This window comes from Parapusillimonas sp. JC17 (assembly GCF_052180245.1).
Taxonomy (GTDB): domain Bacteria; phylum Pseudomonadota; class Gammaproteobacteria; order Burkholderiales; family Burkholderiaceae_B; genus Parapusillimonas.
Map to the genome: position 1 here is coordinate 4,447,907 of NZ_CP197474.1, position 25,508 is coordinate 4,473,414.

Annotated in this window: 19 protein-coding genes, 2 tRNA genes and 3 rRNA genes; 11 read left to right on the top strand and 13 right to left on the bottom strand. The window is 58.9% G+C overall.

Going from position 1 to position 25,508, the window contains the following annotated elements:
* The first annotated feature begins 25 nt into the window (after positions 1 to 25).
* The 6 genes from ACSBPU_RS21275 to ACSBPU_RS21300 all read left to right on the top strand — a co-directional run bounded on the left by ACSBPU_RS21275 (position 26) and on the right by ACSBPU_RS21300 (position 6,033).
* A complete protein-coding gene (locus ACSBPU_RS21275; RefSeq protein WP_442593996.1) occupies positions 26 to 844 on the top strand; it encodes a putative hydro-lyase in 819 nt (272 codons plus the stop codon).
* A 50-nt stretch (positions 845 to 894) separates the two neighbouring features.
* Positions 895 to 1,953, top strand: a complete 1,059-nt coding sequence (locus ACSBPU_RS21280; protein ID WP_442593998.1) for a TRAP transporter substrate-binding protein — start codon at positions 895 to 897, stop codon at positions 1,951 to 1,953.
* A gap of 66 nt (positions 1,954 to 2,019) precedes the next feature.
* Positions 2,020 to 2,640, top strand: a complete 621-nt coding sequence (locus ACSBPU_RS21285; RefSeq protein WP_442594000.1) for a TRAP transporter small permease subunit — start codon at positions 2,020 to 2,022, stop codon at positions 2,638 to 2,640.
* On the top strand, positions 2,640 to 3,923 hold the full coding sequence (locus ACSBPU_RS21290; RefSeq protein ID WP_442594002.1) for a TRAP transporter large permease: 1,284 nt from the start codon (positions 2,640 to 2,642) through the stop codon (positions 3,921 to 3,923). Before ACSBPU_RS21285 ends, ACSBPU_RS21290 begins: the two co-directional genes overlap by 1 nt.
* 18 nt (positions 3,924 to 3,941) lie before the next feature.
* Positions 3,942 to 4,628 (top strand): DUF2848 domain-containing protein, encoded by a 687-nt coding sequence (locus tag ACSBPU_RS21295; protein ID WP_442594004.1) that lies wholly within the window; start codon positions 3,942 to 3,944, stop codon positions 4,626 to 4,628.
* 40 nt (positions 4,629 to 4,668) lie between these two features.
* Positions 4,669 to 6,033: an amidase gene (locus ACSBPU_RS21300; protein WP_442594006.1), complete on the top strand. Its 1,365-nt coding sequence runs from the start codon at positions 4,669 to 4,671 to the stop codon at positions 6,031 to 6,033.
* A 35-nt stretch (positions 6,034 to 6,068) separates the two neighbouring features.
* On the opposite strand, the gene ACSBPU_RS21305 is transcribed toward ACSBPU_RS21300, so the two are convergent.
* From ACSBPU_RS21305 to ACSBPU_RS21335, 7 genes are all read right to left on the bottom strand, one after another.
* Positions 6,069 to 6,980, bottom strand: coding sequence for a LysR family transcriptional regulator (locus ACSBPU_RS21305; RefSeq protein ID WP_442594008.1), 912 nt, complete (start codon positions 6,978 to 6,980; stop codon positions 6,069 to 6,071).
* Positions 6,981 to 7,019: 39 nt separating this feature from the next.
* Entirely contained in the window at positions 7,020 to 7,745 is a 726-nt protein-coding gene (locus ACSBPU_RS21310; RefSeq protein WP_442594010.1) for an amino acid ABC transporter ATP-binding protein, read from the bottom strand.
* Positions 7,742 to 8,452, bottom strand: coding sequence for an ABC transporter permease subunit (locus ACSBPU_RS21315; RefSeq protein WP_180068904.1), 711 nt, complete (start codon positions 8,450 to 8,452; stop codon positions 7,742 to 7,744). The genes ACSBPU_RS21310 and ACSBPU_RS21315 overlap by 4 nt, the downstream gene beginning before the upstream one ends.
* A gap of 3 nt (positions 8,453 to 8,455) precedes the next feature.
* Positions 8,456 to 9,157 carry an amino acid ABC transporter permease gene (locus ACSBPU_RS21320; protein WP_442594012.1) on the bottom strand — a complete coding sequence of 234 codons (702 nt, stop codon included), beginning with the start codon at positions 9,155 to 9,157 and terminating at the stop codon, positions 8,456 to 8,458.
* Between the two features lie 33 nt (positions 9,158 to 9,190).
* The gene (locus ACSBPU_RS21325; protein ID WP_442594014.1) at positions 9,191 to 10,018 is read right to left on the bottom strand and encodes an ABC transporter substrate-binding protein; all 828 of its coding nucleotides are present in this window, start codon (positions 10,016 to 10,018) and stop codon (positions 9,191 to 9,193) included.
* 61 nt (positions 10,019 to 10,079) lie between these two features.
* Positions 10,080 to 11,324 (bottom strand): aminotransferase class I/II-fold pyridoxal phosphate-dependent enzyme, encoded by a 1,245-nt coding sequence (locus ACSBPU_RS21330; RefSeq protein ID WP_442594016.1) that lies wholly within the window; start codon positions 11,322 to 11,324, stop codon positions 10,080 to 10,082.
* Between the two features lie 336 nt (positions 11,325 to 11,660).
* Positions 11,661 to 12,245 carry an HdeD family acid-resistance protein gene (locus ACSBPU_RS21335; RefSeq protein ID WP_442594018.1) on the bottom strand — a complete coding sequence of 195 codons (585 nt, stop codon included), beginning with the start codon at positions 12,243 to 12,245 and terminating at the stop codon, positions 11,661 to 11,663.
* 136 nt (positions 12,246 to 12,381) lie between these two features.
* On the opposite strand from ACSBPU_RS21335, the gene ACSBPU_RS21340 reads away from it, so the two are divergent.
* From ACSBPU_RS21340 to ACSBPU_RS21355, 4 genes are read left to right on the top strand one after another with little or no spacing between them, the layout of a single operon-like run.
* Positions 12,382 to 13,539 carry an MlaE family ABC transporter permease gene (locus ACSBPU_RS21340; protein ID WP_442594020.1) on the top strand — a complete coding sequence of 386 codons (1,158 nt, stop codon included), beginning with the start codon at positions 12,382 to 12,384 and terminating at the stop codon, positions 13,537 to 13,539.
* On the top strand, positions 13,533 to 14,342 hold the full coding sequence (locus ACSBPU_RS21345) for an ABC transporter ATP-binding protein (protein WP_442594022.1): 810 nt from the start codon (positions 13,533 to 13,535) through the stop codon (positions 14,340 to 14,342). Before ACSBPU_RS21340 ends, ACSBPU_RS21345 begins: the two co-directional genes overlap by 7 nt.
* Positions 14,342 to 15,271, top strand: coding sequence for an MlaD family protein (locus ACSBPU_RS21350; protein WP_442594024.1), 930 nt, complete (start codon positions 14,342 to 14,344; stop codon positions 15,269 to 15,271). The genes ACSBPU_RS21345 and ACSBPU_RS21350 overlap by 1 nt, the downstream gene beginning before the upstream one ends.
* Positions 15,268 to 15,906, top strand: coding sequence for an ABC-type transport auxiliary lipoprotein family protein (locus ACSBPU_RS21355; RefSeq protein WP_442594026.1), 639 nt, complete (start codon positions 15,268 to 15,270; stop codon positions 15,904 to 15,906). The genes ACSBPU_RS21350 and ACSBPU_RS21355 overlap by 4 nt, the downstream gene beginning before the upstream one ends.
* 134 nt (positions 15,907 to 16,040) lie before the next feature.
* On the opposite strand, the gene ACSBPU_RS21360 is transcribed toward ACSBPU_RS21355, so the two are convergent.
* From ACSBPU_RS21360 to ACSBPU_RS21385, 6 genes are all read right to left on the bottom strand, one after another.
* Complete coding sequence (locus ACSBPU_RS21360; protein WP_442594028.1) at positions 16,041 to 16,208, bottom strand: hypothetical protein; 168 nt, start codon at positions 16,206 to 16,208, stop codon at positions 16,041 to 16,043.
* A gap of 271 nt (positions 16,209 to 16,479) precedes the next feature.
* Positions 16,480 to 16,592 (bottom strand): 5S ribosomal RNA (rrf, locus tag ACSBPU_RS21365).
* Between the two features lie 233 nt (positions 16,593 to 16,825).
* Positions 16,826 to 19,712: ribosomal RNA gene (locus ACSBPU_RS21370) — 23S ribosomal RNA — on the bottom strand.
* Positions 19,713 to 20,056: 344 nt separating this feature from the next.
* Positions 20,057 to 20,132: transfer RNA gene (locus ACSBPU_RS21375), tRNA-Ala, on the bottom strand.
* A 20-nt stretch (positions 20,133 to 20,152) separates the two neighbouring features.
* Positions 20,153 to 20,229 (bottom strand) — tRNA-Ile (locus ACSBPU_RS21380).
* A 99-nt stretch (positions 20,230 to 20,328) separates the two neighbouring features.
* Positions 20,329 to 21,859 (bottom strand): 16S ribosomal RNA (locus ACSBPU_RS21385).
* The 16S, 23S and 5S rRNA genes sit together here with 2 tRNA genes alongside, the layout of an rRNA operon.
* Before the next feature lie 768 nt (positions 21,860 to 22,627).
* On the opposite strand from ACSBPU_RS21385, the gene ACSBPU_RS21390 reads away from it, so the two are divergent.
* Positions 22,628 to 25,504, top strand: coding sequence for an HD domain-containing phosphohydrolase (locus ACSBPU_RS21390; RefSeq protein WP_442594030.1), 2,877 nt, complete (start codon positions 22,628 to 22,630; stop codon positions 25,502 to 25,504).
* Positions 25,505 to 25,508 lie beyond the last annotated feature (4 nt).

Genomic DNA, 25,508 nt, shown 5'->3' on the forward strand with positions numbered 1-25,508 from the left:
AACCGCAATCACTTCTGGAGCATGAATGACCACCATGGCGATGCGTTCAAACTCTCATGAAAAGCTCGCGGAGGCGGCGCAGCATAGCCGCGCCCTCATCCGGCAAGGCCGACACACGGGTCCCACCGCGGGTTTGGCGCCGGGCTGCGTGCAAGCCAATCTGATGATCCTGCCGTCATCCCTGGCGGACGAATTCCTGCTCTTCTGCCAGCGTAATCCCAAGCCCTGCCCCTTGCTCGCGGTCACCGAGCCCGGCCAGCATGCCGTGCCCTCCCTGGGCCACGACATCGACCTGCGCAACGACGTGCCCAAGTATCGGGTCTGGCATCATGGCAAGCTCGTATCCGAGCCCGCCAGTCTCGACGAGGTCTGGCGCGACGACCTGGTGTCTTTCCTGATCGGCTGCTCTTTTTCCTTCGAGGAAGCGCTCGTGGCCGATGGCATCGATGTCCGCCATATCAGCATGGGCGTCAATGTCCCCATGTACCGGACCAACATCCCCACCGCCGGCACCCACAAGCTGCAAGGCCCGCTGGTCGTTTCCATGCGCCCCATGAAGGCCGGCGACGCCATACGCGCCATCCAGATCACCTCTCGCTTTCCGTCCGTGCACGGGGCGCCCGTACACCTGGGCGACCCTTCCCTGATCGGCATCCACGACATACAACAACCCGACTACGGCGACCCGGTTCCCGTTCATGCAGACGAAATTCCGGTCTTCTGGGCCTGCGGCGTCACCCCGCAGGCCGTCATCCACACCGTCAAGCCCGAATTCAGCATCACCCATGCACCGGGGCACATGCTGATCACCGATATCAGCAACACCAGCATCGCGTCGTTTTGAGACTGTAAACGTTCCGTCCGTAACCATTTGGACACCATAAGGAGACTCACATGAAAGCACTGCTTATTTCGACATTCGCGGCCGGCGCCCTGCTGGCGGGCTCGGGCGCCTTCGCCCAGGACAAGGTGGCAGGACTGCCCAAGACACAGCTCCAGGTCGTCGGCGGCCTCAGCAACCTGACCGCCTACCAGAATCACGAGCAGCCGTTCTGGACCAAGACCGTCCCCGAGCTGTCCGAGGGCCAGGTCACGGCAACCATCAAGGGCTTCAACGACATGGGCCTGAAGGGGCCGGAGATCCTGCGGCTGGTCGGCCAGGGCGTCATTCCCATCGGCACGGCGACCATCGCCTATTTCGCCAGCGACAATCCCATCAACGAAGCCATCGACCTTGCCGGCCTGGCACCCGACGTCAAGACGGCCAAGCAAATAACCGAGGCGTTCCAGCCCGTCTATGAAAAGTTCTACGGCAAGAACAACGTGAAGGTCCTCGGCTTCTCGACCTATCCCGCTCAAGTACTGTTCTGCAACGCGCAGATCGCGGGACTGTCCGACGTCAAGGGCAAGAAAGTGCGCACCAGCAGCCGCACCACGGCGGAATTCGTGCAGGCGCTGGGCGGCACGAGCGTCACCATCCCCTTCGGCGAAGTCGTTCCCGCCCTGCAGAACGGCGTCGTCGACTGCGCCATCACCGGTTCCATGTCGGGATATTCCGCCAAATGGTACGAGGTCAGCACCCACCTGTATGCCTTGCCCATCAACTGGAACCAGCAGATCCACGCGGCCAACCAGGCCTACTGGGACAAGCTCGATCCCAAGGTCCAGGACTTCCTGCAAAAGAACATCAAGGTCATGACCAATGCCATCTGGGAGGCGGCGGCGCGCGAAACCCAGGAAGGCTATGACTGCAATACAGGCGCGGATGCATGCACGCAACCGGTAAAGGGCAAGATGAAGCTGGTTGAGCCTACCGACGCCGACCGCCAGTTGCTCAAGAAGATCACCGCCGAGACCGTCGTGCCGAAATGGGCGGCGCGCTGCTCGGCCGAATGCGTGGCCGACTTCAACGACACCATCGGCAAGGCCCTGGGCGTCACCGCCAAGAAGTAAGCCCCTAGTGTGCACGGGTGGCGGCCGCTACAGGCCGCCACCCGATCTACCATCGCGGTGAAGATCATGAAAACATCTGCGGAACGCTACGCTCTTCTTGGTCGCCTGCTTAATGCGGCGACCTCTCTGTCGCGCCTTGCCATATGGGTGGCCGGCGCGCTCACGCTGGCCAGTGCCCTTTACATTACGGCAGACATCATCACCCGCAAGTTCTTCAGCTTCGCCTTGGGCGGATCCGACGAGCTCTCGGGCTATGCCTTTGCCATCAGCATTTCGTGGGCGCTGGCGTTCGCCACGCTGCAGCGCGCCAACATCCGCATCGATGCGCTCTACCAGCTACTGCCTGCGCGCGTCTGCGCCTTGCTCGACTGGGTCGCGCTGGTGGGCCTGGCGGTATTCGCCATCTATCTTACCTGGTACGCAGGCGACGTCGCGGCACTATCCTGGGAGCGGAACGCCACGGCCAATACGGTCATGGCGACCCCTTTATGGATTCCCCAATTCCTTTGGGTCATCGGTCTGATCTGGCTATGCATCGTCCTTGCGCTCATGCTCATCCGGTCGTCCATCGCGCTGGTCACAGGCGACATTGACACGGTGCGAGCCATCTGCGGCATACGCAGCACGCAGGAAGAAGCGGCCGAAGAAGCCGAAGCCGGCGTACGCATGGTAAAGGGAGACGCGTAATGGTTACCACCTCGCTTGTCCTTCTGCTCGTCCTGCTGGGCATCAGCATACCGGTCGGCGCGGCGCTGGGCGTCCTCGGCCTGATCCTGGATCCGCTGTACTCCATGCTGCCGCTGACCCGCGCCATCGGCGAAGTCTCATGGTCCACCAGCAATGAGTTCCTGCTGGTTGCCATTCCCCTGTTCGTGATGTTGGGCGAGATCCTGCTCCGGTCGGGCCTTGCCGAGAAAATGTATAACGCCATGAGCCTGTGGCTGTCCTGGCTTCCCGGCGGGCTGATGCACGCCAACATCGGTGCCAGCGCGCTCTTTGCCGCCACGTCCGGCTCCAGCGTGGCCACCGCGGCCACCGTCGGCACGGTCGCCATTCCCCAGATACAAAAAAAGGGCTACAACGAATCCCTCTTCCTGGGCAGCCTGGCGGCCGGCGGCGCACTGGGCATTCTCATCCCGCCTTCCATCAACCTGATCATCTATGGCGTGCTGACCAACACCTCGGTTCCCCGCCTTTATCTGGCGGGCATCATCCCGGGTCTTGCCATGGCGGCGCTGTTCATGCTGGCCATCGCCATCGCCTGCATCGCAAAGCCAAAATGGGGCGGAGAAAAAATATCCGCTACCTGGGGCCAGCGCATGGCCAGCCTGGTACATCTCGTACCGCCCCTGGGCATCTTCATGCTGGTGGTGGGCTCCATCTATGCGGGCATCGCGACGCCCACCGAGGCGGCGGCCCTCGGGGTCGTAGGCGCGCTCATTCTTGCGGCAAGCATGCGCCGCCTGACACTGGCGATGATGCGGGACGTCCTGGAAGGCACCATGAAAGCCACCGCCATGATCATGCTGATCGTCATCGGCGCCGCCTTCCTGAATTTCATCATGGCGGCGACCGGCCTGACGACGGCACTCACGCAAACCATTACCGGCCTGGACGTTTCCCCCACGACCATGCTGCTCATCCTGGTGGTGTTCTACCTGGTGCTGGGCTGCTTCATGGAAACCCTGTCCATGATGATCACCACCATCCCCATCGTGGCGCCCATCATGATCGCGCTGGGCTACGATCCCGTCTGGCTGGGCATCGTCATCATCATCCTGGTGGAAGTCGCACTGATCACCCCGCCCGTGGGCCTGAACCTCTTCGTGGTCCAGAGCCTGCGCACCAGCGGCAGCATGAACGCCGTCATGATCGGCAGCCTGCCGTTCGTCATCATGCTCATCGCCATGGTGGCCGTCCTTGCCATCGTGCCCGACCTGGCCTTGTGGCTGCCACGCGTCTTCAGTTAACCATCACCCGAGGCAATCGTGAAACTCTCGTTCAAACTCCTGCTCGCCGATCAGTCCGAACACCGGATCGACGCCGACATCGCCACTTGCATCGTCGCCGGCTGGGCGGGCCGCGACCTGGATGCCATCGAACACCATATCCAGGAACTGGCCGCCATCGGCGTCCCGCGCCCCAGCGCCGTCCCCCTTTACTACCGCATCGCCGCCAACCAGCTCATCCAGGACCAGGAAGTCCAGGTCGTGGGCGACGGCTCTTCGGGCGAGGCCGAGGTCTTCCTGTTTTCCAGCCAGGGCCGGACGCTCGTCAGCCTGGCGTCGGACCATACCGACCGCAAGCTCGAGGCGCACAGCGTCGCCCTGTCCAAGCAGCTGTGCGTCAAGCCCGTCGCCACTCAGGCCTGGCTTTATGAAGACGTCGCGGACCACTGGGACGAACTCCTTCTGCGGGCATGGATAGAAGAACAAGGCAAGACCGTGCTGTACCAGGAGGGCCCGCTGGCCGAGCTGCGCCATCCTCAAGAACTCGTGCGCGGCCATTTCGGGCAAGACACCATCCCCGAGCATTGCGGCATGACTTGCGGCACCGTGGCGGCCATTGGCGGCATCCGCCCCTCGCCATCGTTTACCATGGAGCTCCACGATCCACGCAGGCAACGCAGTATCAAGCACCGCTATACCCTCGATATCCTGCCTGAAATCGCCTGACTTTCATCAACCTTCCAAGTAATACCGCAAGGCCACCGATATGCTTCCCACCATCCGCGCCCTCCAGGAACAACTCGCACAAGGCAAGACTACCTCGCTGGAACTGACCGAGGCGGCCTTGGCGCGCATCGACGATTCCAACGGAGAAGGCCGGCGCGTCTTTACCCAGGTTTTCCACGATGAAGCCCGTGCGGCCGCCCGCGCCGCCGACACACTGCGGGCGGCGGGCCTCGTGCGCTCGCCACTCGACGGCCTGCCTGTTTCCGTCAAGGACCTTTTCGATGTCGCGGGCCGCGTCACCTGGGCCGGCTCCGCCGTGCTGAAAAATGCGCCGCCGGCACAGGCCAACGCGGAAATCGTACAGCGCCTGATCAACGCGGGCGCCATCATCGTCGGCAAGACGAACATGACCGAGTTCGCTTTCTCCGGACTGGGACTCAACCCGCACTACGGTACGCCAAGCAGCCCATGGGACCGCGCGGCCGGACGCATACCCGGCGGCTCGTCCTCGGGTGCCGGCGTATCGGTCGCCGACCAGATGGCCGTGGCCGCCATCGGCACCGATACTGGCGGATCGATCCGCATTCCTTCCGCCTTCAACGGACTGGTCGGATTCAAACCCACGGCCCGGCGCGTTCCCGCCGATGGCGCGCTGCCGCTTTCCTTCAGCCTCGACTCCATCGGGCCGCTCGCCGCCTCGGTGGAATGCTGCGCCATCGTGGATGCGGTCCTGTCCGGCCAGGCGTACAAGGCGCCGAAAGCCGTGCAAGCCTCGAACATGCGCTTCGCCGTTCCGTCATCCATGGTCATGGAAGGCGCGGACGACCATGTCCGCAGCACTTTCCAGCAAGCGCTGGAATCCCTCAAGGCAGCCGGTGCCGGCGTCGAAACCATCGACCTGCCCGAGTTCGATCAGCTTCCCTATATCAACCGGCTCGGAGGCCTGGTCTGCGCCGAAGCCTGGTCCTGGCACCGGTCCCTGATCACCGAAAGGCCCGACGAATACGACCCCAGGGTTTCCTCCCGCATCAAGCGCGGCAAGGACATCTCGTCCGCCGACTACATCGAGCTGCTGCAAACACGCAAGAACTGGATCGCCTCGGTCGAAGCCCGGCTACGCCAATACGATGCCCTGCTCATGCCGGTCTCGCCCGTCGTCGCCCCGAAAATCCAGGATCTCCAAGCGTCGGACGACGCCTACTTCGCCGCGAACGGACTCATACTCCGCAACCCCACGCTGATCAACTTCCTGGATGGCTGCGCGTTGTCCCTGCCCTGCCACCAACCCGGCACGGCACCGGTAGGCCTCATGGTCGCCGGACCGGCCATGCACGACCAGCACATCCTTGATATCGGAGCCGGCATCCAGGCTATTGTGGGGGGTCAGACCCCATGCGGGGTCTGACCCCGAACCTCGATGCATGGGGCCATTGCCTGGGGTCAGGCCCCGTACGGGGTCTGACCCCGAGCCTTCGAAAAGTCGCAGCAATCCTTCGCCAGTTGCGCGACGCTCTCGTAAAAGATGGAGCCCGCCTCGCGGCGATAGGCAGCGCAGTACAAGGTGCTGGGAGCCGGCACGGTGGTCTTCAGCAGCACCAGTTGTTTCTGCCGCACCATGTCGGAAAAATACTCGCGCGGCAGGCAGCAGATGCCGAAACCCGCGGCTGCCAAGCCGGCCATCGCGATCAGGCTATTGATCGTGAAAAGGTTTTTCTTGGCGATGTGGGGGCTCAGCCATTCGTCGTACACCGTGTTCAACGCCGACTCCTGCGACTGGCGCAGCAAGGGCATCCTGGCCAATTGCGCCGGCGTATAGACTTTGTCGGCATCCAACTGATCCGGACAGCCCATCCAGGCGAACTCAAGCTCGCGCAAAGGCTGCGACACCAACTGGCCATCCAGAAACTTGTGATTCAGAAAGGCCAGATCGATCTCACCCGACAGCAACTGCTTCTGCAGCTCACCGGCCATATCGATGCGCGGCTCCAGGTCGATGTTGGGATAGCGCGAACGCAAGATACGGATAAGGGACGGCAGCCAGGTCATGGCCATGATTTCCGTAATGCCGAAGCGCAAGGTGCCGGTGAGCACATTATGCCCTTCCAGCCGTGCCACCAACTGGTCGCGATCGGCCAGCATTTTCTCGGCGATGGCGAAAATCTCGTGGCCTTTGCCCACCAAGGCCGCCTTGTGGCCGCTGCGGTCGAACAGCACGATGTCGAATTTGCTTTCCAGTTCCTGGATACGCTTGGTGATCGCGGACTGCGTCGTATGCAGTTTGTCCGCCGCCGCAGAGAACGTGCCGAGCTTCACGGCCCAGTACAGGGCTTCGATCTGTTTGAATGTAAGCATGGACGGTGTGGCGCGCCGCGGCGCGAGCGCTAAAAAGCCTTAATGGCGGATTTCATTGAGGAATTTCTGCGCCCTCGCGCTTTGCGGCCTGTTGAAGAACTCGTCCGGCGTGCCCGTTTCGACAATGCTGCCGGCATCCATGAACCAGACCCGGTCGGCCACTTCGCGGGCAAAGCCCATTTCGTGCGTCACGCACACCATGGTCATGCCCTCCTTGGCCAGCAGCTTCATCACCTGCAGCACTTCGCCCACCATCTCGGGATCCAGCGCGCTGGTGGGTTCGTCAAACAGCATGACCGGCGGATTCATGCACAAAGCGCGCGCAATGGCGACGCGCTGCTGCTGTCCGCCCGAGAGCTGCAAAGGATAGGCGTCTGCCTTGTGGCCCAGACCGACCCGCTCTAGCAATTGCATCGCCCTTTCCCGCGCCTCGCTTTTACTGGCGCGCTTCAACTGCAAAGGAGCGAGTGTCAGATTCTCAATGACGCTCAGGTGGGGAAACAGATTGAATTGCTGGAATACGAAACCGATATGACTGCGCAGCTCATCGATCTGATTGCGCTTGTCGTAGACATCCTTGCCGTTCACTGTAATGGTGCCTTTTTCGATCGGCTCCAGGCGATTGACCGTGCGGATCAGTGTGGACTTGCCCGACCCCGAGGGGCCGCAAACCACCACGACCTCGCCCGGCTTGACGTGCGCGTTGATATCCTTGAGGGCATGGTAGTCGCCATACCACTTGTTGACCTGGGAAAATCGGATCATGTCGTTGCCACCTTCACGGCCTGCCCGCTGCGCTTGCGCTTGATCATCCGTTCGGTGAGCGCAACCAGGCATGTCAGGCCGAAATTCAATACAAAGTATGTTAATGCCAGCAAGGTAAAGACTTCCAGCGGCTTGGTCAGCAGTACGCTGTTGATCTGGTTTGCGGCGTAAGTCAATTCCTGCACGCCTATCACATAGGCGAGCGAAGTTTCCTTGACCGTGGAAATGAACTGGCTAAGCATGCTTGGGAGCATGTTGAACAAGGCTTGCGGCAAAATCACCTTGCGCATGGTCTGCATATACGACATGCCCAGCGCCCTGCTCGCCTCTTGTTGCCCATCCGGCAAGGCTTGTATGCCGGCGCGTATGATCTCGGCCAAGTAGGCGCTTTCGTAGATCACCAGGGCCACGACCATGGTCGTGGCGCCGGCCACCGGCCGTCCGATGATCAGCGGCACGAAAAAATAGGCCCAGAAAATGAACATCAGCAGCGGCAGGCCGCGCACCACATACACGATGGCCGATGCCGGCAAGTAGAAAATCCGGTAGGGGCTGACCCGCCCCAGCGCCAGCAATATGCCACCTGGAAAGGCCAGCAGCAGGCTGATTGCTGCCAGGCCCAGGGTCGCCGCGAGACCGCCTATGGGTCCATGCGGATACTGGCCGATCAGCAGCAATAGCGCATTGTCTTGAAGAATCTCCCACATGGTTCAACGCGCTCCCACGATCCGGACGCGACGCGACAACACTGCGCCGCCCCACATGATAAGAAAGGAGATACCCAGGTAGATGACCGTTACGGCCGCATAGGCTTCGAACGTCCTGAAGGTATAGTTTTCGATTTCACGACCGGCCGCCGTAAGCTCCATCACCCCTATCGCCATGGCCAGGCTGGTGTTCTTGAACAGCAGCAGGGTCTGGTTGAGCAAGGGCGGGATGGCGATCCGGAAGGCTTGCGGCAAGACCACCTTGCGCATCGTCCTCAGGAAGCTCAAGCCCAGCGCGCGCGATGCCTCGATCTGCCCCGACGGTATCGATCTGACTGCGCTGCGCAAGTCCTCGCAGACATATGCGGAAGTCACCAGCGCAATGGCGACCATCGCGAGCGGAAACTCGCTGCCATGGCTGTTCAGCCAGTCCACTGCGGACACCGGCAGCAGCTGCGGTATGCCGAAATACCAGAAGAGGATGTGCACCAGCATCGGCACGTTGCGATGAAAGGCAACGTACAGACTGATGATGCCGTTCGCCAGCCGAGACCCCGTCATGCGTATGACGGCGAGCAGCATGCCGATCGCGAAGGCCAGCACCCAGGCGAGCCCGGTCAGCGCCAGGGTGGTCAATAACCCCCTGAGCAATATATCCGGGTACTCGCCCTGGAAGATGGCGCCAAAATCAAAAACGTAATGCATCTACCCAAGACTCCAAATCTCCACCGGCGGAAATCAGCCCGTGATTTCCGCGATCTTGAACTCGCGCTTCATTTTGTAGAGGGTGTCCATGCCGAACCACTTGTCGTAGATGCGATCGGCCTGGCCCGATGCATCCATGTCCGTCAGGACTTTGTTGACGTGGTTGCGGAATTCGGTGTCCCCTTTACGCATGCCCATGCCCCAGGGCTCGAGGAACAGCGCGGGCTCCAGCAGCTTGACCGGTACCGGGCTGTTCGCCGCTTGGGCCTTGAACTTCACGGCGTTCAGCTCGGAGATCACGAAGCCGCTGACCTTGCCCTGCTGGACCGCCAGGAAGGCGCCGCTGGGATCCTTGAACGTCACGGTCTCCACGTTGGGGATGTGCTTGCGTGCGCCCGCTTCGGACGACGAACCGCGCACGGCGCTCACGCGCTTGCCCGCCAGGTCGGCGGGCGACTTCAGGTCCTTGTCGGATTCGCGTGCCAGCACCTTCTGCAGGCTGGCAAAATGCTGGAACGAATAATCGATCTGCTGCGCACGCTCCGGCGTCCATCCCAGGTTGGCGGCAATCAGGTCGACGCGGCCGGCGACCAGCTCGGGGATGCGGGCTTCCACGGCGATCAGCTTGAGTTCCAAGGGTACTTTCAGGCTGTCGGCCACGGCTTGGCACATGTCGACTTCGTATCCGACGATCGCGCGCGTCTTGGGGTCCTGGAAGCTGAAGGGTTCCGCCGTGCCCATGGTGCCGCATATGAACTTGCCGCGCGCCTTGATGTCTTCGAGCGTCCCTGCCTGCGCAGCGGGTGCCAATGCAGCCACCATGCCGAGCGCGGCGGTCAATGCCAAAATTTGCTTCTTCATGTTGTTCCCTCTCCAGTAAAAACAATGTCGTTGAAAACCGTAGTCGCCTCTGCCGGCAACCTCAGGTCAAGTTTGCGCATGCCCGCGCGATACGTTCGCAGCCGATCTCGATCTGCTCGATGGAGGTTGCAAAACTGAGTCTCAAGTATGGCGACAGACCGTAGGACGTACCGTCCATCACGGCGACCTTCGCCTCGTTGAGCAAATACATCGATACGTCGAGATCGGACTCGAGTACCTGGCCGCCCGGCGTCTTCTTGCCGATCAGTCCCTCCACGCTGGGATAGACGTAGAACGCGCCTGCCGGCTCCGCGCAGCGTATGCCCGGAATCGCATTCAGCAGGGTGACGATGCGATCGCGACGCGCCTTGAACACCGCCGCGCCCTCTGCTACGCACGCCTGGTCAGCCGTCAAGGCGAAAGCCGCGGCCGCCTGGCTCATCGAGGTCACGCAGCTGGTGCTCTGGGAAATCAGGGTGCCCATGGCCTTGATCAGCATGCGGGGCCCGCCGGCATAGCCGACGCGCCATCCCGTCATGGCATATGCCTTGGACACGCCATTGATCGTCAATGTGCGCTCTGCAATGTCGGCATCCAGCGCGGCGATGGAAACATGGCGTGCGTCGCCGTATGACAAATGCTCGTAGATTTCGTCTGTCAATATCCATACTTGAGGATGGCGGCGCAGCACGTCGATGAGCGCGCGCAGCTCTGCCTCGGTATACAAAGCACCCGTGGGATTGCTTGGCGTATTCAGCAAGACCCATTTGGTGCGAGGCGTAATGGCGCCTTCCAATAACTCGGGCGTCAGCTTGAAGCCACTGGCTTCGGTGCATGCCACGATGACCGGCGTGCCATCGTTGACCAGGACCATATCGGGATACGAAACCCAGAATGGCGCGGGGACGATGACTTCGTCGCCGGCATCCACCGTGGCCGAAAAAGCCGTGTAGATCAGTTGCTTCGCCCCGGTTCCGACGATCAGTTGGTCGAGTTCGAAATCCAGGCCGTTCTCGCGCTTGAACTTGGCCTGCACCGCTTGCAACAGAGCGCGTGTGCCGACACTGGAAGTATAGCGGGTCTGGCCCGACTTCAAGGCCTGGGCGCCTGCTTCGACGATGTGGGCGGGCGTATCCATGTCGGGCTCGCCAACCGTGAAGTCGGTGATGTCCTGCCCCTGCGCCCGCAATTGATCGACCCTTGCCTTCGCCACCATGCTGGGGGACGGCTTGATCGTCTGGACGCGTTTGGCCAGCACGCTACGTACTGCCTGAATGGGCTCGGAACCTGAAAGAGAAACTGCCATGGCTAGATTTATGCTTCCGTGAAGTTAAATATTCGTGTCACGAACGCATGATGCGCAGCTTCTCTTGTTTCAAAAAGAGAATAATTTTCTATAATCTAGATTCAAAAAAGGAATGAAAAATACGCGAGGTGAAACTCACATTGGGAACGGCTCACGCAAACCCGCGTGAATACTGGCCTTGGAGAGCACGGTGGTCGAACGCACGCCACGCGCCTCGCGTTGTAGGCTTGCGGCGCGCTGTATTCCTTGAGCTCAATATTAGGGTAATTCTCTATGCCTGTTTGGAAGCTGGCTGAAAGCTTGGCGGGGTCAGACCCCGTACGGGGTCTGACCCCTTCAGCTTTTGCGCTCGCGCAGCGCAAATCCCACCAGCATCGACGTCCATCCCTGGAACAGCAGGTCGAACGCAAGCAACAATCCGAGTATCCACACACTGTTGCCGGGCCAATTGACGGCAATGAGTATTCCGGTGGCCAAGGTGATGATTCCCGACAGCGCCAGCCATTTCCATCCGGGCTGCGCGCGATGGTTGAACCATATCCACAGGCGCAGCGCCCCTACGCCGATCAGGGAGGCGCCGAGAAGCAGCGTCAGCGCCGAAGCGCCCACAGCCGGATTGACGATGGCAATGAGGCCGGCACCGGCATAAAGCAATCCGCTGAGCGTCCAGAATATGAATCCCGACATCTGCTTGATGCGCCAGGCGTGTATCAGCTGGCCAATGCCTCCGGCCAGCATCATCGCGCCGATGAACAGCACGCTGACCAGCGTGGCCGCGAAGACATACGCCATGGCGATCACGCCGAGAACGACCAGCACCGCCCCAAGGGCGACGAACCAGCCCCACCGGGCGCGCAGCTGCGTCAACGCGCCGGCCAGATCGATGGAGTTGGGATTTGAATCACGTAATGGATCGGACATCGTGCGCTCCTTGAAGATTGGGTTGCACATCCATTATCGCCGACCTGTGCCTGAACTCGGGTGACGATGATCAAAGCAATGGGTAATGGTAAATTCGAGCCATGCAACAACATCCTACGGACAGACTGCTCGCCCCATGACCGGTGAAGACGCCCAAATTTTCCTGCGTTACGACGATGACCCGGATGCCCGTTTGATCCTGCAAGGCGACTGGACGCTGCGCAATTATGTAAAGATCGGTCAAGCCATCGTCGATCTTCAGAGCCGGCTGCCCTCTTCCGTGGAAGGCCGCGCACTTCCCATCGATGTCAGCGCAATGCGCGCGCTAGATACCTCGGGGGCCGCGCGCTTGCTCGAATTGCTGGGGCCGGACGCGGCCGAGACGATCGCCCGGACGGGCTCCGGCATGTCACGCGAGCGCAGTGCCCTGCTTCGCACGGTACTCGACGCCACCGCAGCGGCGGGACAAGTGCCCGAACGGCAATCTCTTTCGGTCTTGTTTGAATTGCTCGGCCGGGTCGGCCTATCGATGGAGCTGTTCTGGAAACAGACGCTCACGCTGCTCGGCTTCATCGGATTGACCCTGCAGTCGCTGGCGCTCAATGTGCTGCGGCCTGCACGATGGCGCGTAACTTCCATCGTCGCGCAAATCGAAGAAACCGGACTCAACGCGGTTCCGATCGTTGCGCTCCTTACCTTCATGGTGGGCGCCGTCATCGCTTTTCTGGGCGCCACCATCCTGGCCGACTTCGGTGCCAGCGGCTATACCGTCAACCTTGTCGCCTTTTCATTTCTGCGCGAGTTCGCGGTCCTGCTCACCGCCATCCTCATGGCCGGCCGCACGGCCAGCGCTTTCACCGCGCAACTCGGCTCCATGAAGGCCAATGAAGAAATCGACGCCCTGCGCACCATGGGCATGAACCCCATAGAAGTGCTGGTGCTGCCCCGGATACTGGCGCTGCTCGTCTCGCTTCCCTTGCTGACCTTCATCGGCATGGTATCGGGCATTCTCGGCGGCCTCGTGGTCTGCACGCTTTCACTCGGCATTTCACCCACCATGTTCTTCGCCATACTCAAAGAAGACATTCCGCTGCGGCATTTCGTGCTGGGCATGGCCAAAGCGCCGCTGTTCGCCTATTTGATCGCCGTCATCGGCTGTCAAGAAGGCTTCAAAGTATCGGGCAGCGCCAAGTCGGTTGGCGAACACACCACGTCCTCGGTGGTGCAATCGATTTTCATCGTGATTCTGCTCGATGCGCTGGCCGCGCTGTTCTATATGGAGATGGGATGGTGACTGCTCCATCCTCGAACGGCAAGGACGCCGTCATACAAGTTATGGGCGTGACCAACCGTTTCGGCACGCACACGGTCCACGACCAGTTGAACCTGGACGTATACCGCGGAGAAATCCTCGGCGTGGTCGGCGGATCGGGCACCGGCAAATCCGTATTGCTGCGAACCATCATCGGGCTGCAGACGCCGGCCGCCGGCGCCTTGCGCTTGTTCGGACAGGATCTGCAAGCATTGAGCGCCCGCGAGCGAGCCGCCCTCGACCAGCGCTGCGGCGTACTGTTTCAGCAAGGAGCTCTATTTTCTTCCTTGACCGTCACGGAGAACGTGGCCGTGCCCCTGATCGAGCATGCAGGCCTCACTCGCTCCCAGGCCGAGGCCTTGGCCGGCGTCAAGATTGCCCTGGCCGGCCTGCCCGCAACTGCCGGCGGCAAGTACCCCGCCGAGCTCTCGGGCGGAATGATCAAACGCGCCGCCCTGGCGCGCGCCATTGCGCTGGATCCTGACATTCTCTTTCTTGACGAACCTACCGCCGGCCTGGATCCGATCGGCGCTGCCGCTTTCGACGAATTGGTGCTGACTCTGCGCGACGCACTAGGCCTGACGGTATTCCTCGTCACCCACGATCTGGACACCCTGTATGCAATCTGCGATCGCGTCGCCGTCCTGTCGAACAAAAAGGTGCTTACGGCCGACACGCTGGATGCCGTCGAGGCTAACCCCGATCCCTGGGTGCAAAGCTATTTTCATGGGCCCCGTGGCCGCGCCGCCAATGCGGCTAAATCGCCTCGCAAGGAGTATTCTTGATGGAACCCCGCGCCCATCACGTTCTGATCGGTCTGTTTACCGTCGTCATTTCAGGCGCCGCCCTGCTGTCCGCACTGTGGCTGGGCAAGTCGTACAAGGACGTCGAGTTCAATTACTACACCGTGGTATTCCACGAAACCATACGCGGCTTGTCCAAGGGCAGCGCGGTGCAGTTCAGCGGCATCAAAGTGGGCGACGTCATGGACCTGACGCTCGATCCGGACAAGCTCGATAATGTTCGCGCGCATATCCGCATCGACGGCAAGGTGCCGATCCACCAGGATACTCAAGCCAAGCTGGCGCTCACCGGCATCACCGGAACCTCGGTCATAGAACTGAGCGGCGGATCCAGCGACAGCCCTTTGCTGGAAGGAAGCGCGGAGCAGCCCGGCATCATCATGGCCACGCCTTCGTCTCTGACGCAGCTATTGGCGAACAGCGATTATCTGCTGACCAATATCAACGAACTGGTGGTCAGCGCCAAAGCGCTGCTGTCCCCCGAGAACGCGCAAAGCCTGGGCAACAGCCTGAAATCGCTGGAAAGCCTCACCGCCGGCATGGCGCGGCAGGGCCAAGGCATCGACAAGCTGCTGGACAGCCTGACCATGGCAAGCCATGACTTCCGGAAAACGCTGCAGGAAGCGGAACAGCTCATGCGCGACGCGGACGGACTGGTGAAGAACCAGGCCGCAGGCGCCATGGTCGCTGCTCAGCGCGCCATGTCTTCGCTCGAAAAAGCAGGAGCCGGCGTCAGCAAGCTGCTGAGCCAAGGCGATGGTTCGCTGAGCAACGGCCTGGGCGAACTGGGGCCTGTGCTGCAAGAGCTGCGCGCAACGCTCAACGGCATCAATGCCTTCGTGCGAAGGCTGGAAGAAAACCCCGCAGCCTACCTGTTGCGCGGAGAACGAATACAGGAGTATGTGCCATGATCCCGCGCTTCGCGCTCGCCGGGCGGGCGATAAGCCTTCTCGCCGCCCTTGCTTCCGCCTCGATGCTTGCAGCCTGCTCGCTGGTTCCCAAAACGGAATCTCCGGACGTCTATCTGCTGCCGCGGGCCGCCATCGAATCCACAACGGCCGCCACCGCCAAGCCTTTGCCTCTTACCCTGCGGATCGCCACCCCGTACAGCGGCGCCATTCTGGACAGCACACGCATCATGGTGGTTCCCGAAGAAACCGGATTGATCCAGGCTTATGCGGGTGCCAGGTGGAGCGACCGGGCGCCGGTACTCCTGCGCGACCGTCTGATTGAGACGGTACGGGGGAAAAACGGCTTCCAGGCAGTGGCTGGCTCCCAGAATAATGCCCGGGCAGACCTGGAACTGCGCAGCGAGCTGCTCGCCTATCAGGTCGAACATCCGGCGGGCCGGCCCGTCGTCCATATCCTGCTTCAGGCAACACTGGTTGCCTTGGACAGCAACCGCATCCAGGCCAGCCGGCGCTTTCAGGTCAGCCGGCCGGCGCAAGACAAACAGATACCCGCGGTAGTGGAGGCATTCGGAGCCGCAAGCAGCGAGCTCGCCGCCCAAGTCGCTGACTGGGCCCGGCGCGTAGCCGATCGGTGATACTAGGCGTGGGGGTCAGACCCCATATGGGGTCTGACCCCTTTTTCCCACCGATCTGGGGTCTGACCCCGTACGGGGTCTGACCCCCATGCAGGCGCCGCTTGCAACAGCCGCCGGCGCAGAGTCCGGCCAAGTCAGCCAAAGGTTTCAATCGCCTTCTGGATCACGGCATACAGCACGGCGAGGAAACCGATGCCCATGAGCACGATACCAGGATTCCTGTCTCGAAAGCCCAGGCCGATGAAACACGCGATGACACCCAGAATGAAGAGAATCAATAAGGTGGTATTGCTCAATAACATAGCCCCGCCCATGCAGTTTGCTCATTAGGATTGTTTGAATAGAGCTTAGCATGGGGGTAGCGGCGCGGCGTGAGGGCCACCACCGCCGTCTTGATTCTTATCAAGGCGGATCGATTTGTGGTTGTGCTTCAAGGGGTCAGACCCCGCATGGGGTCTGACCCCCAAGGCATATACTCCGGCTTGGCGGGCTTGGGGTCAGACCCCGTCCGGGGTCTGACCCCTAAAAGAAAAACCCCCGAGCGCTGGGCGCTAGGGGGTTTTGGCAATAAGAGCCTGACGATGACCTACTTTCACAGACGTACGTCCACTATCATCGGCGCAAAGGCGTTTCACGGTCCTGTTCGGGATGGGAAGGCGTGGGACCACCTTGCTATGGTCGTCAAGCGTAACTGGGTGCCGGGGATCCGTTCTTAGAGGCGGATCCTTGGCCAATCTGGTAGAAGCTCTGTCTTGCCTGGGCAAGACAGCAACAAGTAATTGGGGTGTGTTCTTTTGGTTCGCGGGTTGCGATGGGTACCGAGCTTCTTAGCTCAGCCTGTGCGCTGCCCTGTTTTTTTGAGGCAGCGACTTTCACTTTGTTTGAACGGCACTTGAACACCCACAACCTGCAAGGTTATAGGATCAAGCCGCACGGGCAATTAGTACTGGTTAGCTACACGCATTACTGCGCTTATACACCCAGCCTATCAACGTCCTGGTCTCGAACGACCCTTCAGGGGGGTCTAGCCCCCGGGATACCTAATCTTCAGACGAGTTTCCCGCTTAGATGCCTTCAGCGGTTATCTCTTCCGTACGTAGCTACTCGGCAATGCCATTGGCATGACAACCGATACACCAGCGGTACGTCCACTCCGGTCCTCTCGTACTAGGAGCAGGCTCCGTCAAGTATCCAACGCCCACGGCAGATAGGGACCAAACTGTCTCACGACGTTTTAAACCCAGCTCACGTACCTCTTTAAATGGCGAACAGCCATACCCTTGGGACCGGCTACAGCCCCAGGATGAGATGAGCCGACATCGAGGTGCCAAACACCGCCGTCGATATGAACTCTTGGGCGGTATCAGCCTGTTATCCCCAGAGTACCTTTTATCCGTTGAGCGATGGCCCTTCCATTCAGAACCACCGGATCACTATGTCCTGCTTTCGCACCTGTTCGACTTGTCAGTCTCACAGTCAAGCACGCTTATGCCATTGCACTATCAAGACGATTTCCGACCGTCTCTAGCGTACCTTCGAACTCCTCCGTTACACTTTAGGAGGAGACCGCCCCAGTCAAACTGCCCACCATGCACTGTCCCCAACCCGGATAACGGGCCAAGGTTAGAACCGCAAACAAACCAGGGTGGTATTTCAAGGATGGCTCCCTTAGATCTGGCGACCCAAGTTCAACGCCTCCCACCTATCCTACACAGGCCGGTTCACAGTCCAATGCAAAGCTACAGTAAAGGTTCATGGGGTCTTTCCGTCTAGCCGCGGGTAGATTGCATCATCACAAACACTTCAACTTCGCTGAGTCTCAGGAGGAGACAGTGTGGCCATCGTTACGCCATTCGTGCAGGTCGGAACTTACCCGACAAGGAATTTCGCTACCTTAGGACCGTTATAGTTACGGCCGCCGTTTACCGGGGCTTCGATCAAGAGCTTGCACCCCATCACTTAACCTTCCGGCACCGGGCAGGCGTCACACCCTATACGTCGACTTTCGTCTTGGCAGAGTGCTGTGTTTTTAATAAACAGTCGCAGCCACCGATTCTCTGCGACCCCTTCATGCTCTGGGCGCGGGCCCATCACACTACGCAGGGTATACCTTCTCCCGAAGTTACGGTATTAATTTGCCGAGTTCCTTCTCCTGAGTTCTCTCAAGCGCCTTGGAATATTCATCCCGTCCACCTGTGTCGGTTTGCGGTACGGTCTCGTAGGACTGAAGCTTAGAGGCTTTTCTTGGAACTGCTGCCGATCAGTCTAGAGCCTAAGCTCTATTCAGCCACACCCTTGAATTACGCGCCCGGATTTGCCTAAAGCGCCTTCTTCGATGCAGCAACGGGGACATCCAACACCCCGATGACGTTTCGCAATCCGTCCCCCCATCGCATCCTACGACGGTGCTGGAATATTAACCAGCTTCCCATCAGCTACGCATCTCTGCCTCGCCTTAGGGGCCGACTCACCCTGCGCCGATGAACGTTGCGCAGGAAACCTTGGACTTACGGCGAGGGGGCTTTTCACCCCCTTTATCGCTACTCATGTCAGCATTCGCACTTCTGATACCTCCAGCAGACTTCTCAATCTGCCTTCGCAGGCTTACAGAACGCTCTCCTACCGCGTATATCAAAGATATACACCCGCAGCTTCGGTCTATGGCTTAGCCCCGTTACATCTTCCGCGCAGGACGACTCGATCAGTGAGCTATTACGCTTTCTTTAAAGGGTGGCTGCTTCTAAGCCAACCTCCTGACTGTCTATGCCTTCCCACTTCGTTTCCCACTTAGCCATAGTTTGGGACCTTAGCTGGCGGTCTGGGTTGTTTCCCTCTTGAGTCCGGACGTTAGCACCCGGTGCTCTGTCTCCCACGCTCATACTTGCCGGTATTCGGAGTTTGCCATAGGTTGGTAAGTCGCCATGACCCCCTAGCTATAACAGTGCTCTACCCCCGGCAGCAATACGTGAGGCACTACCTAAATAGTTTTCGGAGAGAACCAGCTATTTCCAGGCTTGTTTAGCCTTTCACCCCTATCCACAGTTCATCCCCTAATTTTTCAACATTAGTGGGTTCGGTCCTCCAGCACGTGTTACCGTGCCTTCAACCTGACCATGGATAGATCGCCTGGTTTCGGGTCTACACCCAGCGACTAAATCGCCCTATTCGGACTCGCTTTCGCTACGCCTTCCCTATTCGGTTAAGCTTGCCACTGAATGTAAGTCGCTGACCCATTATACAAAAGGTACGCAGTCACGGGACAAGCCCGCTCCTACTGTTTGTATGCACACGGTTTCAGGATCTATTTCACTCCCCTTCCGGGGTTCTTTTCGCCTTTCCCTCACGGTACTGGTTCACTATCGGTCGATTACGAGTATTTAGCCTTGGAGGATGGTCCCCCCATCTTCAGACAGGATTTCACGTGTCCCGCCCTACTTGTCTGACGCCTAGTTCCAACAACTGAATTTCGTCTACAGGGCTATCACCTGCTACGGCCGCGCTTTCCATCGCGTTCGACTATCCAATTGCCTAAATCGTCAAGGCTGCTCCGATTTCGCTCGCCGCTACTTTCGGAATCTCGGTTGATTTCTGTTCCTCGAGCTACTGAGATGTTTCAGTTCACCCGGTTCGCCTCCATGACCTATGTATTCAGTCAAGGATAGGGTATCGCTACCCTGGGTTTCCCCATTCGGACATCTGCGGATCAAAGCTTGTTTGCCAGCTCCCCGCAGCATTTCGCAGGCTACCACGTCCTTCATCGCCTGTAATCGCCAAGGCATCCACCATGTGCACTTAGTCGCTTGATCCTATAACGTTGCAGGTTAAAAACCTAACAAGTTATAAAAACTTTGAGTTATGCGTGTTTGTGCCGTTCATCATTTTCAAAGGCCATGTCTTTAAACATGTATTTTTGAGAACTATTTGAACAAAATTGTTTAATGCAATCACAACCCGTACTTACGAACTCACCGTCACTTAAGACGATGCGCCGCAATTACTTCGTTGTGCTTCTTCCAGATTGTTAAAGAACGAGTAAAACCATTTATAAGCCTAGCTACTGCCTAAGACTTAACGAGCAACCCAGGCATCGCTGCCCAGACTCTTCGTTAACCCCTAATCAACCAGCCGATGAACCAACCCGCGGCGCGCTTGGTGGAGGATGACGGGATCGAACCGACGACCCCCTGCTTGCAAAGCAGGTGCTCTCCCAGCTGAGCTAATCCCCCTTCGCACCGATCAATCCTGCTGGTGGGTCAAGTTGGAATCGAACCAACGACCCCCGCCTTATCAAGACGGTGCTCTAACCGACTGAGCTACTGACCCAGCTTTCTGTTGCCAACCCATCTCGGGCCTTACTCTTTCTACCATCAACAGCCAATAAGTGTGGACGCTTTCGCTTTGGCATCCGAGCATTTTGCTCTGAAAGGAGGTGATCCAGCCGCACCTTCCGATACGGCTACCTTGTTACGACTTCACCCCAGTCATGAATCCTACCGTGGTAATCGCCCTCCTTGCGGTTAGGCTAACTACTTCTGGTAAAACCCACTCCCATGGTGTGACGGGCGGTGTGTACAAGACCCGGGAACGTATTCACCGCGACATGCTGATCCGCGATTACTAGCGATTCCGACTTCATGCAGGCGAGTTGCAGCCTGCAATCCGGACTACGATCGGGTTTCTGGGATTGGCTCCCCCTCGCGGGTTGGCGACCCTCTGTCCCGACCATTGTATGACGTGTGAAGCCCTACCCATAAGGGCCATGAGGACTTGACGTCATCCCCACCTTCCTCCGGTTTGTCACCGGCAGTCTCATTAGAGTGCCCTTTCGTAGCAACTAATGACAAGGGTTGCGCTCGTTGCGGGACTTAACCCAACATCTCACGACACGAGCTGACGACAGCCATGCAGCACCTGTGTTCCGGTTCTCTTGCGAGCACTCCTCTATCTCTAAAGGATTCCAGACATGTCAAGGGTAGGTAAGGTTTTTCGCGTTGCATCGAATTAATCCACATCATCCACCGCTTGTGCGGGTCCCCGTCAATTCCTTTGAGTTTTAATCTTGCGACCGTACTCCCCAGGCGGTCAACTTCACGCGTTAGCTGCGCTACTAAGGCCCGAAGGCCCCAACAGCTAGTTGACATCGTTTAGGGCGTGGACTACCAGGGTATCTAATCCTGTTTGCTCCCCACGCTTTCGTGCATGAGCGTCAGTATTATCCCAGGGGGCTGCCTTCGCCATCGGTATTCCTCCACATCTCTACGCATTTCACTGCTACACGTGGAATTCTACCCCCCTCTGACATACTCTAGCCCGGCAGTTAAAAATGCAGTTCCAAGGTTAAGCCCTGGGATTTCACATCTTTCTTTCCGAACCGCCTGCGCACGCTTTACGCCCAGTAATTCCGATTAACGCTTGCACCCTACGTATTACCGCGGCTGCTGGCACGTAGTTAGCCGGTGCTTATTCTGCAGGTACCGTCAGCGGCGCCAGGTATTATCCGGCGCCTTTTCTTCCCTGCCAAAAGTGCTTTACAACCCGAAGGCCTTCATCGCACACGCGGGATGGCTGGATCAGGGTTGCCCCCATTGTCCAAAATTCCCCACTGCTGCCTCCCGTAGGAGTCTGGGCCGTGTCTCAGTCCCAGTGTGGCTGGTCGTCCTCTCAAACCAGCTACGGATCGTCGCCTTGGTAGGCCTTTACCCCACCAACTAGCTAATCCGATATCGGCCGCTCCAATAGTGAGAGGTCCGAAGATCCCCCCCTTTCCCCCGTAGGGCGTATGCGGTATTAGCCACGCTTTCGCGTAGTTATCCCCCGCTACTGGGCACGTTCCGATATATTACTCACCCGTTCGCCACTCGCCACCAGACCGAAGTCCGTGCTGCCGTTCGACTTGCATGTGTAAAGCATCCCGCTAGCGTTCAATCTGAGCCAGGATCAAACTCTTCAGTTCAATTCCTGTAATCGTAAATTCCTCAAGCATCTAAAATAGACGCTCGGGACATACGTCGCTTCACTCAAACGAAAAAGACAAGTGTTCTAATTTCTTAAAACCTTACTTCTTCATTCTATGTGAGCACTTGATAATAACGTTGGCAAAAGTCCTTCGTGAAAAGAACCTCGCTCGCGCCGCATTCCAAGCGCCCACACTTATCGGCTGTTTGATTGTTAAAGAACAAGGGTGATGACCCGGCGCCTAGCTCTTTTGCCCAGCGCCTGCCCATCGGCAATTCTGCTCACCGCTTCCAACTCCGGCTGCACCTGCGTGCCGCGCTGTGTTTGAAGCAGAGAAACGAGATTATGAAGCAGTTTTTTGTCGGTGTCAAATCGGGGCTGACTTTATTTCCTTCAACCCCCTTGCGCTGCAACCCATCCGCAACACAAGGCACCGGCCTTGCCGCCGCACGACCTCGCGGTCTTGCTGCCCACTGCCGACTAGGGAAAACCCTAGATGTCCGTCAGCGAGGAAACGAACTATAGCATCAATTCTTCACGCCGTGCAAGTCAAGTTGTCATCAAAAGCGGGTAAGCATTCAATGAATCGGGTAAACCCTTGATTGATAAGGGGTCAGACCCCCTGCGGGGTCTGACCCCGGGATGAACCCCGGAGCGGTACTTGGTTGGGGTCAGACCCTGTTCGGGTCTGACCCCTCATGATGACTTCATTTACATGTATAGTCGACGTGCACGCAAAGTAACAGCCACTTACTTATGGGCCATCATGAATAACCCAACACGCGGCATTTCAATCCAGGCCTTCATGGCGTTGGCGATCACTTGCAGTCTTCTATTGCTGGGCGGCGTCCTAGCCTGGAAGAACTACCTTGGCGTTGAACGGCTCATGGTTTCCGCCGCAGGCGAATCCGCCCAGCAACTGGCCCGCACGCTGAATGAAAGGGCGCGCCGTCTGGTCGATCCTCCCCAAAATGTCGTTCGCCTGCTGGCCATCGATCCAATAACGCACGCTACCGACCTTACCGCTCGTCTCGACCGGCTGCCCGCGCTTGCTGAAAGCCTGAATGCCAATGAAATGCTGAGCGCTATATATGTAGGCTATTCGAATGGCGAGTTCATCCTGCTAAGGGAGTTGTTCAGCACCGAGTTGCAGCAGCGGTTTTCAGCGCCCCGAGGCACACATTTTCTCGTGCAGACCATGAGCCTCTATCGTCCCGGCGAGCTCAAAGGGGAATGGCGCTTCTACGACTCGCAACTGAATCTTCTGGCCACCCAAGCGCCGCCCGACTATCACTTTGATCCTCGAACCCGGCCATGGTTTTTGCAGGCCGCCGCAAGAAGGGACACCGCGCTTATACACCCCTACGTCTTTTATACGACCAGGGAAGCGGGCATCACGCTGGCTCAACGCAGCCCCGACGGCGAGACAGTGGTCGGCATGGACGTCGCGCTTGCCGACTTGAATAATGAAATCGGCGATCTGCGCCTGACACCCAACTCAAAACTGGTGGTCCTCGACGGCGAGGGCACCGTCATTGTCAACGCCAACTCACCGACGAACGTCGTGGCAGACGATAGCGGGGACTTGCACATGCCCCACGTCAGCAAGCTTGGCATTCCCAGCCTGGCGAGCCTGTTCAAGCGTCCGCCAGACGGTCTCGCTCCACGCCTGTACTCGGTGGATGGCGAAAAATGGTATGGAATGCGTGCCCCGCTCGTTCACTTTCCAGACGTCGGCGCGCAATTGTTCATCGCCGTCCCGGCCGCAGAACTGCTGCTTGGCGCGCGTCGCGCTCTGCTCGACGAAATAATATGGATAAGCGCACTGGTCCTTATATTGCTTACGATCGCGATCGCCCTGGGCCACCGGATAGGCGCCCCCTTGCGCAAACTCGCGGATCAGGTCCGCGCTCAATCCAAGTTCGACTTCAGCAAACCAGTCGGGGCGCCGTCGCACATTATTGAAATACGTGAACTGAGCCGCGTGATGGGCAGTATGTCCAAGACCATAGACAACTTTCAGGCCATCACCCTGGCCTTGAACCACGAAACGCATCTCGACCACATGCTGGACGAGGTACTCGTCCGCTTGGTAGAGGCTTTCGGCGCAGACAACGGCGCCGTGTATCTATTTGACCGAGGCTCGAAAATACTGCTGAAGGCGGCCCCCTCCGGGCGTCATGACTACCCTCTCAGCCTGGACCTGTCTACAGCATCTTTCGACGACCTGGAGTCCTCTGTCACCCAGCAGCTCGGCCAGGAAGACGCGCAGTATCTGTCCTGCACCCTCCACGACCGTAATGGCGGGGCGCTCGGCGTATTGGTGCTTCAGCTTGCCGCCGAACAGGCCGCGGACATCGACGGGCAACAATCCTTTCGGCGTTTCGTTCAAGGACTATCCGGAGCCGCTTCCGTCGCCATCGAAACACGCCAATTGATAGAAGCCCAGCAACAGCTGATCGATGCCATCATCATGGTCCTGGCCAACGCTATCGACGCCAAGAGTCCCTATACGGGCAGGCACTGCGAACGGGTGCCCGAGCTGGCCCAGATGTTGATGGACGAAGCCGTAGCCGCCGTCAGCGGGCCCTACGCGGACTTTAAAATGAGCGATGCCGAGCGCTACGAGTTCCGGATCGCGTCCTGGCTTCACGACTGCGGGAAGATCACCAGCCCCGAATCGGTGATGGACAAAGCCACCAAGCTCGAAACTCAGTACAACCGCATCCATGAGATCCGCACGCGTTTCGACATCTTATGGCGAGATGCCGAGATAGCCTACTGGCAAGGTATCGCACGCGGCGAGAACCGCAGCGCCCTGGAAGCTGAACTCCACCGTCGTCACGCCAGCCTTCGGGCGGATTTTGCTTTTGTCGCCGCGGCCAATATCGGCGGCGAGTATATGGACGACGAGGATATCGAACGCTTGAAGCTCATCGGTGAAACCCGCTGGTTGCGCCATTTCGACATGCGTCTCGGCCTGGCTCCTTATGAGCTCGCCAGGCTGGACCCGGCATGCAGCCACGTCTTGCCGACCGAAGAACGGCTGCTTGCCGACAAGACCGAGCATATCGTGGACTGGGGCAAGCACAGGCCTCCCGTGGCAAAGGACGATCCCCGCAATGAATGGGGATTCGATATGCAGATTCCCACGCATATGAACAACTATGGCGAGCTGTATAACTTGTCCATCCGCCGGGGCACGCTGACGCCCGAGGAGCGGTTCAAGATCAACGAGCATATCGTCCAGACCATCATCATGCTTGATAGCCTGCCCTTCCCCGAGCACCTGAAGCGCGTCCCCGAGATCGCGGGCGCGCATCACGAGAAGCTGGACGGAACGGGCTATCCGCGCCGACTCGGAGAAAGCGATATGGGCATCGCCGAACGCATCATGACCATCGCCGACATATTCGAAGCGCTGACTGCGGCGGATCGGCCCTACAAGCCCGCAAAGACGCTGTCCGAGTCGCTGAACATACTTGCCGGCATGGCCGGCAGCCAGCATATCGACGCCCAATTGTTCCGGCTCTTCCTTACCAGCGGCGTCTATATGTCATACAGCAAGAAGTTTTTGAATCCCGATCAAATCGACGAAGTCGACATCAAACAGTATCTGCATCAGATTGATACAGTCGCATAGACCG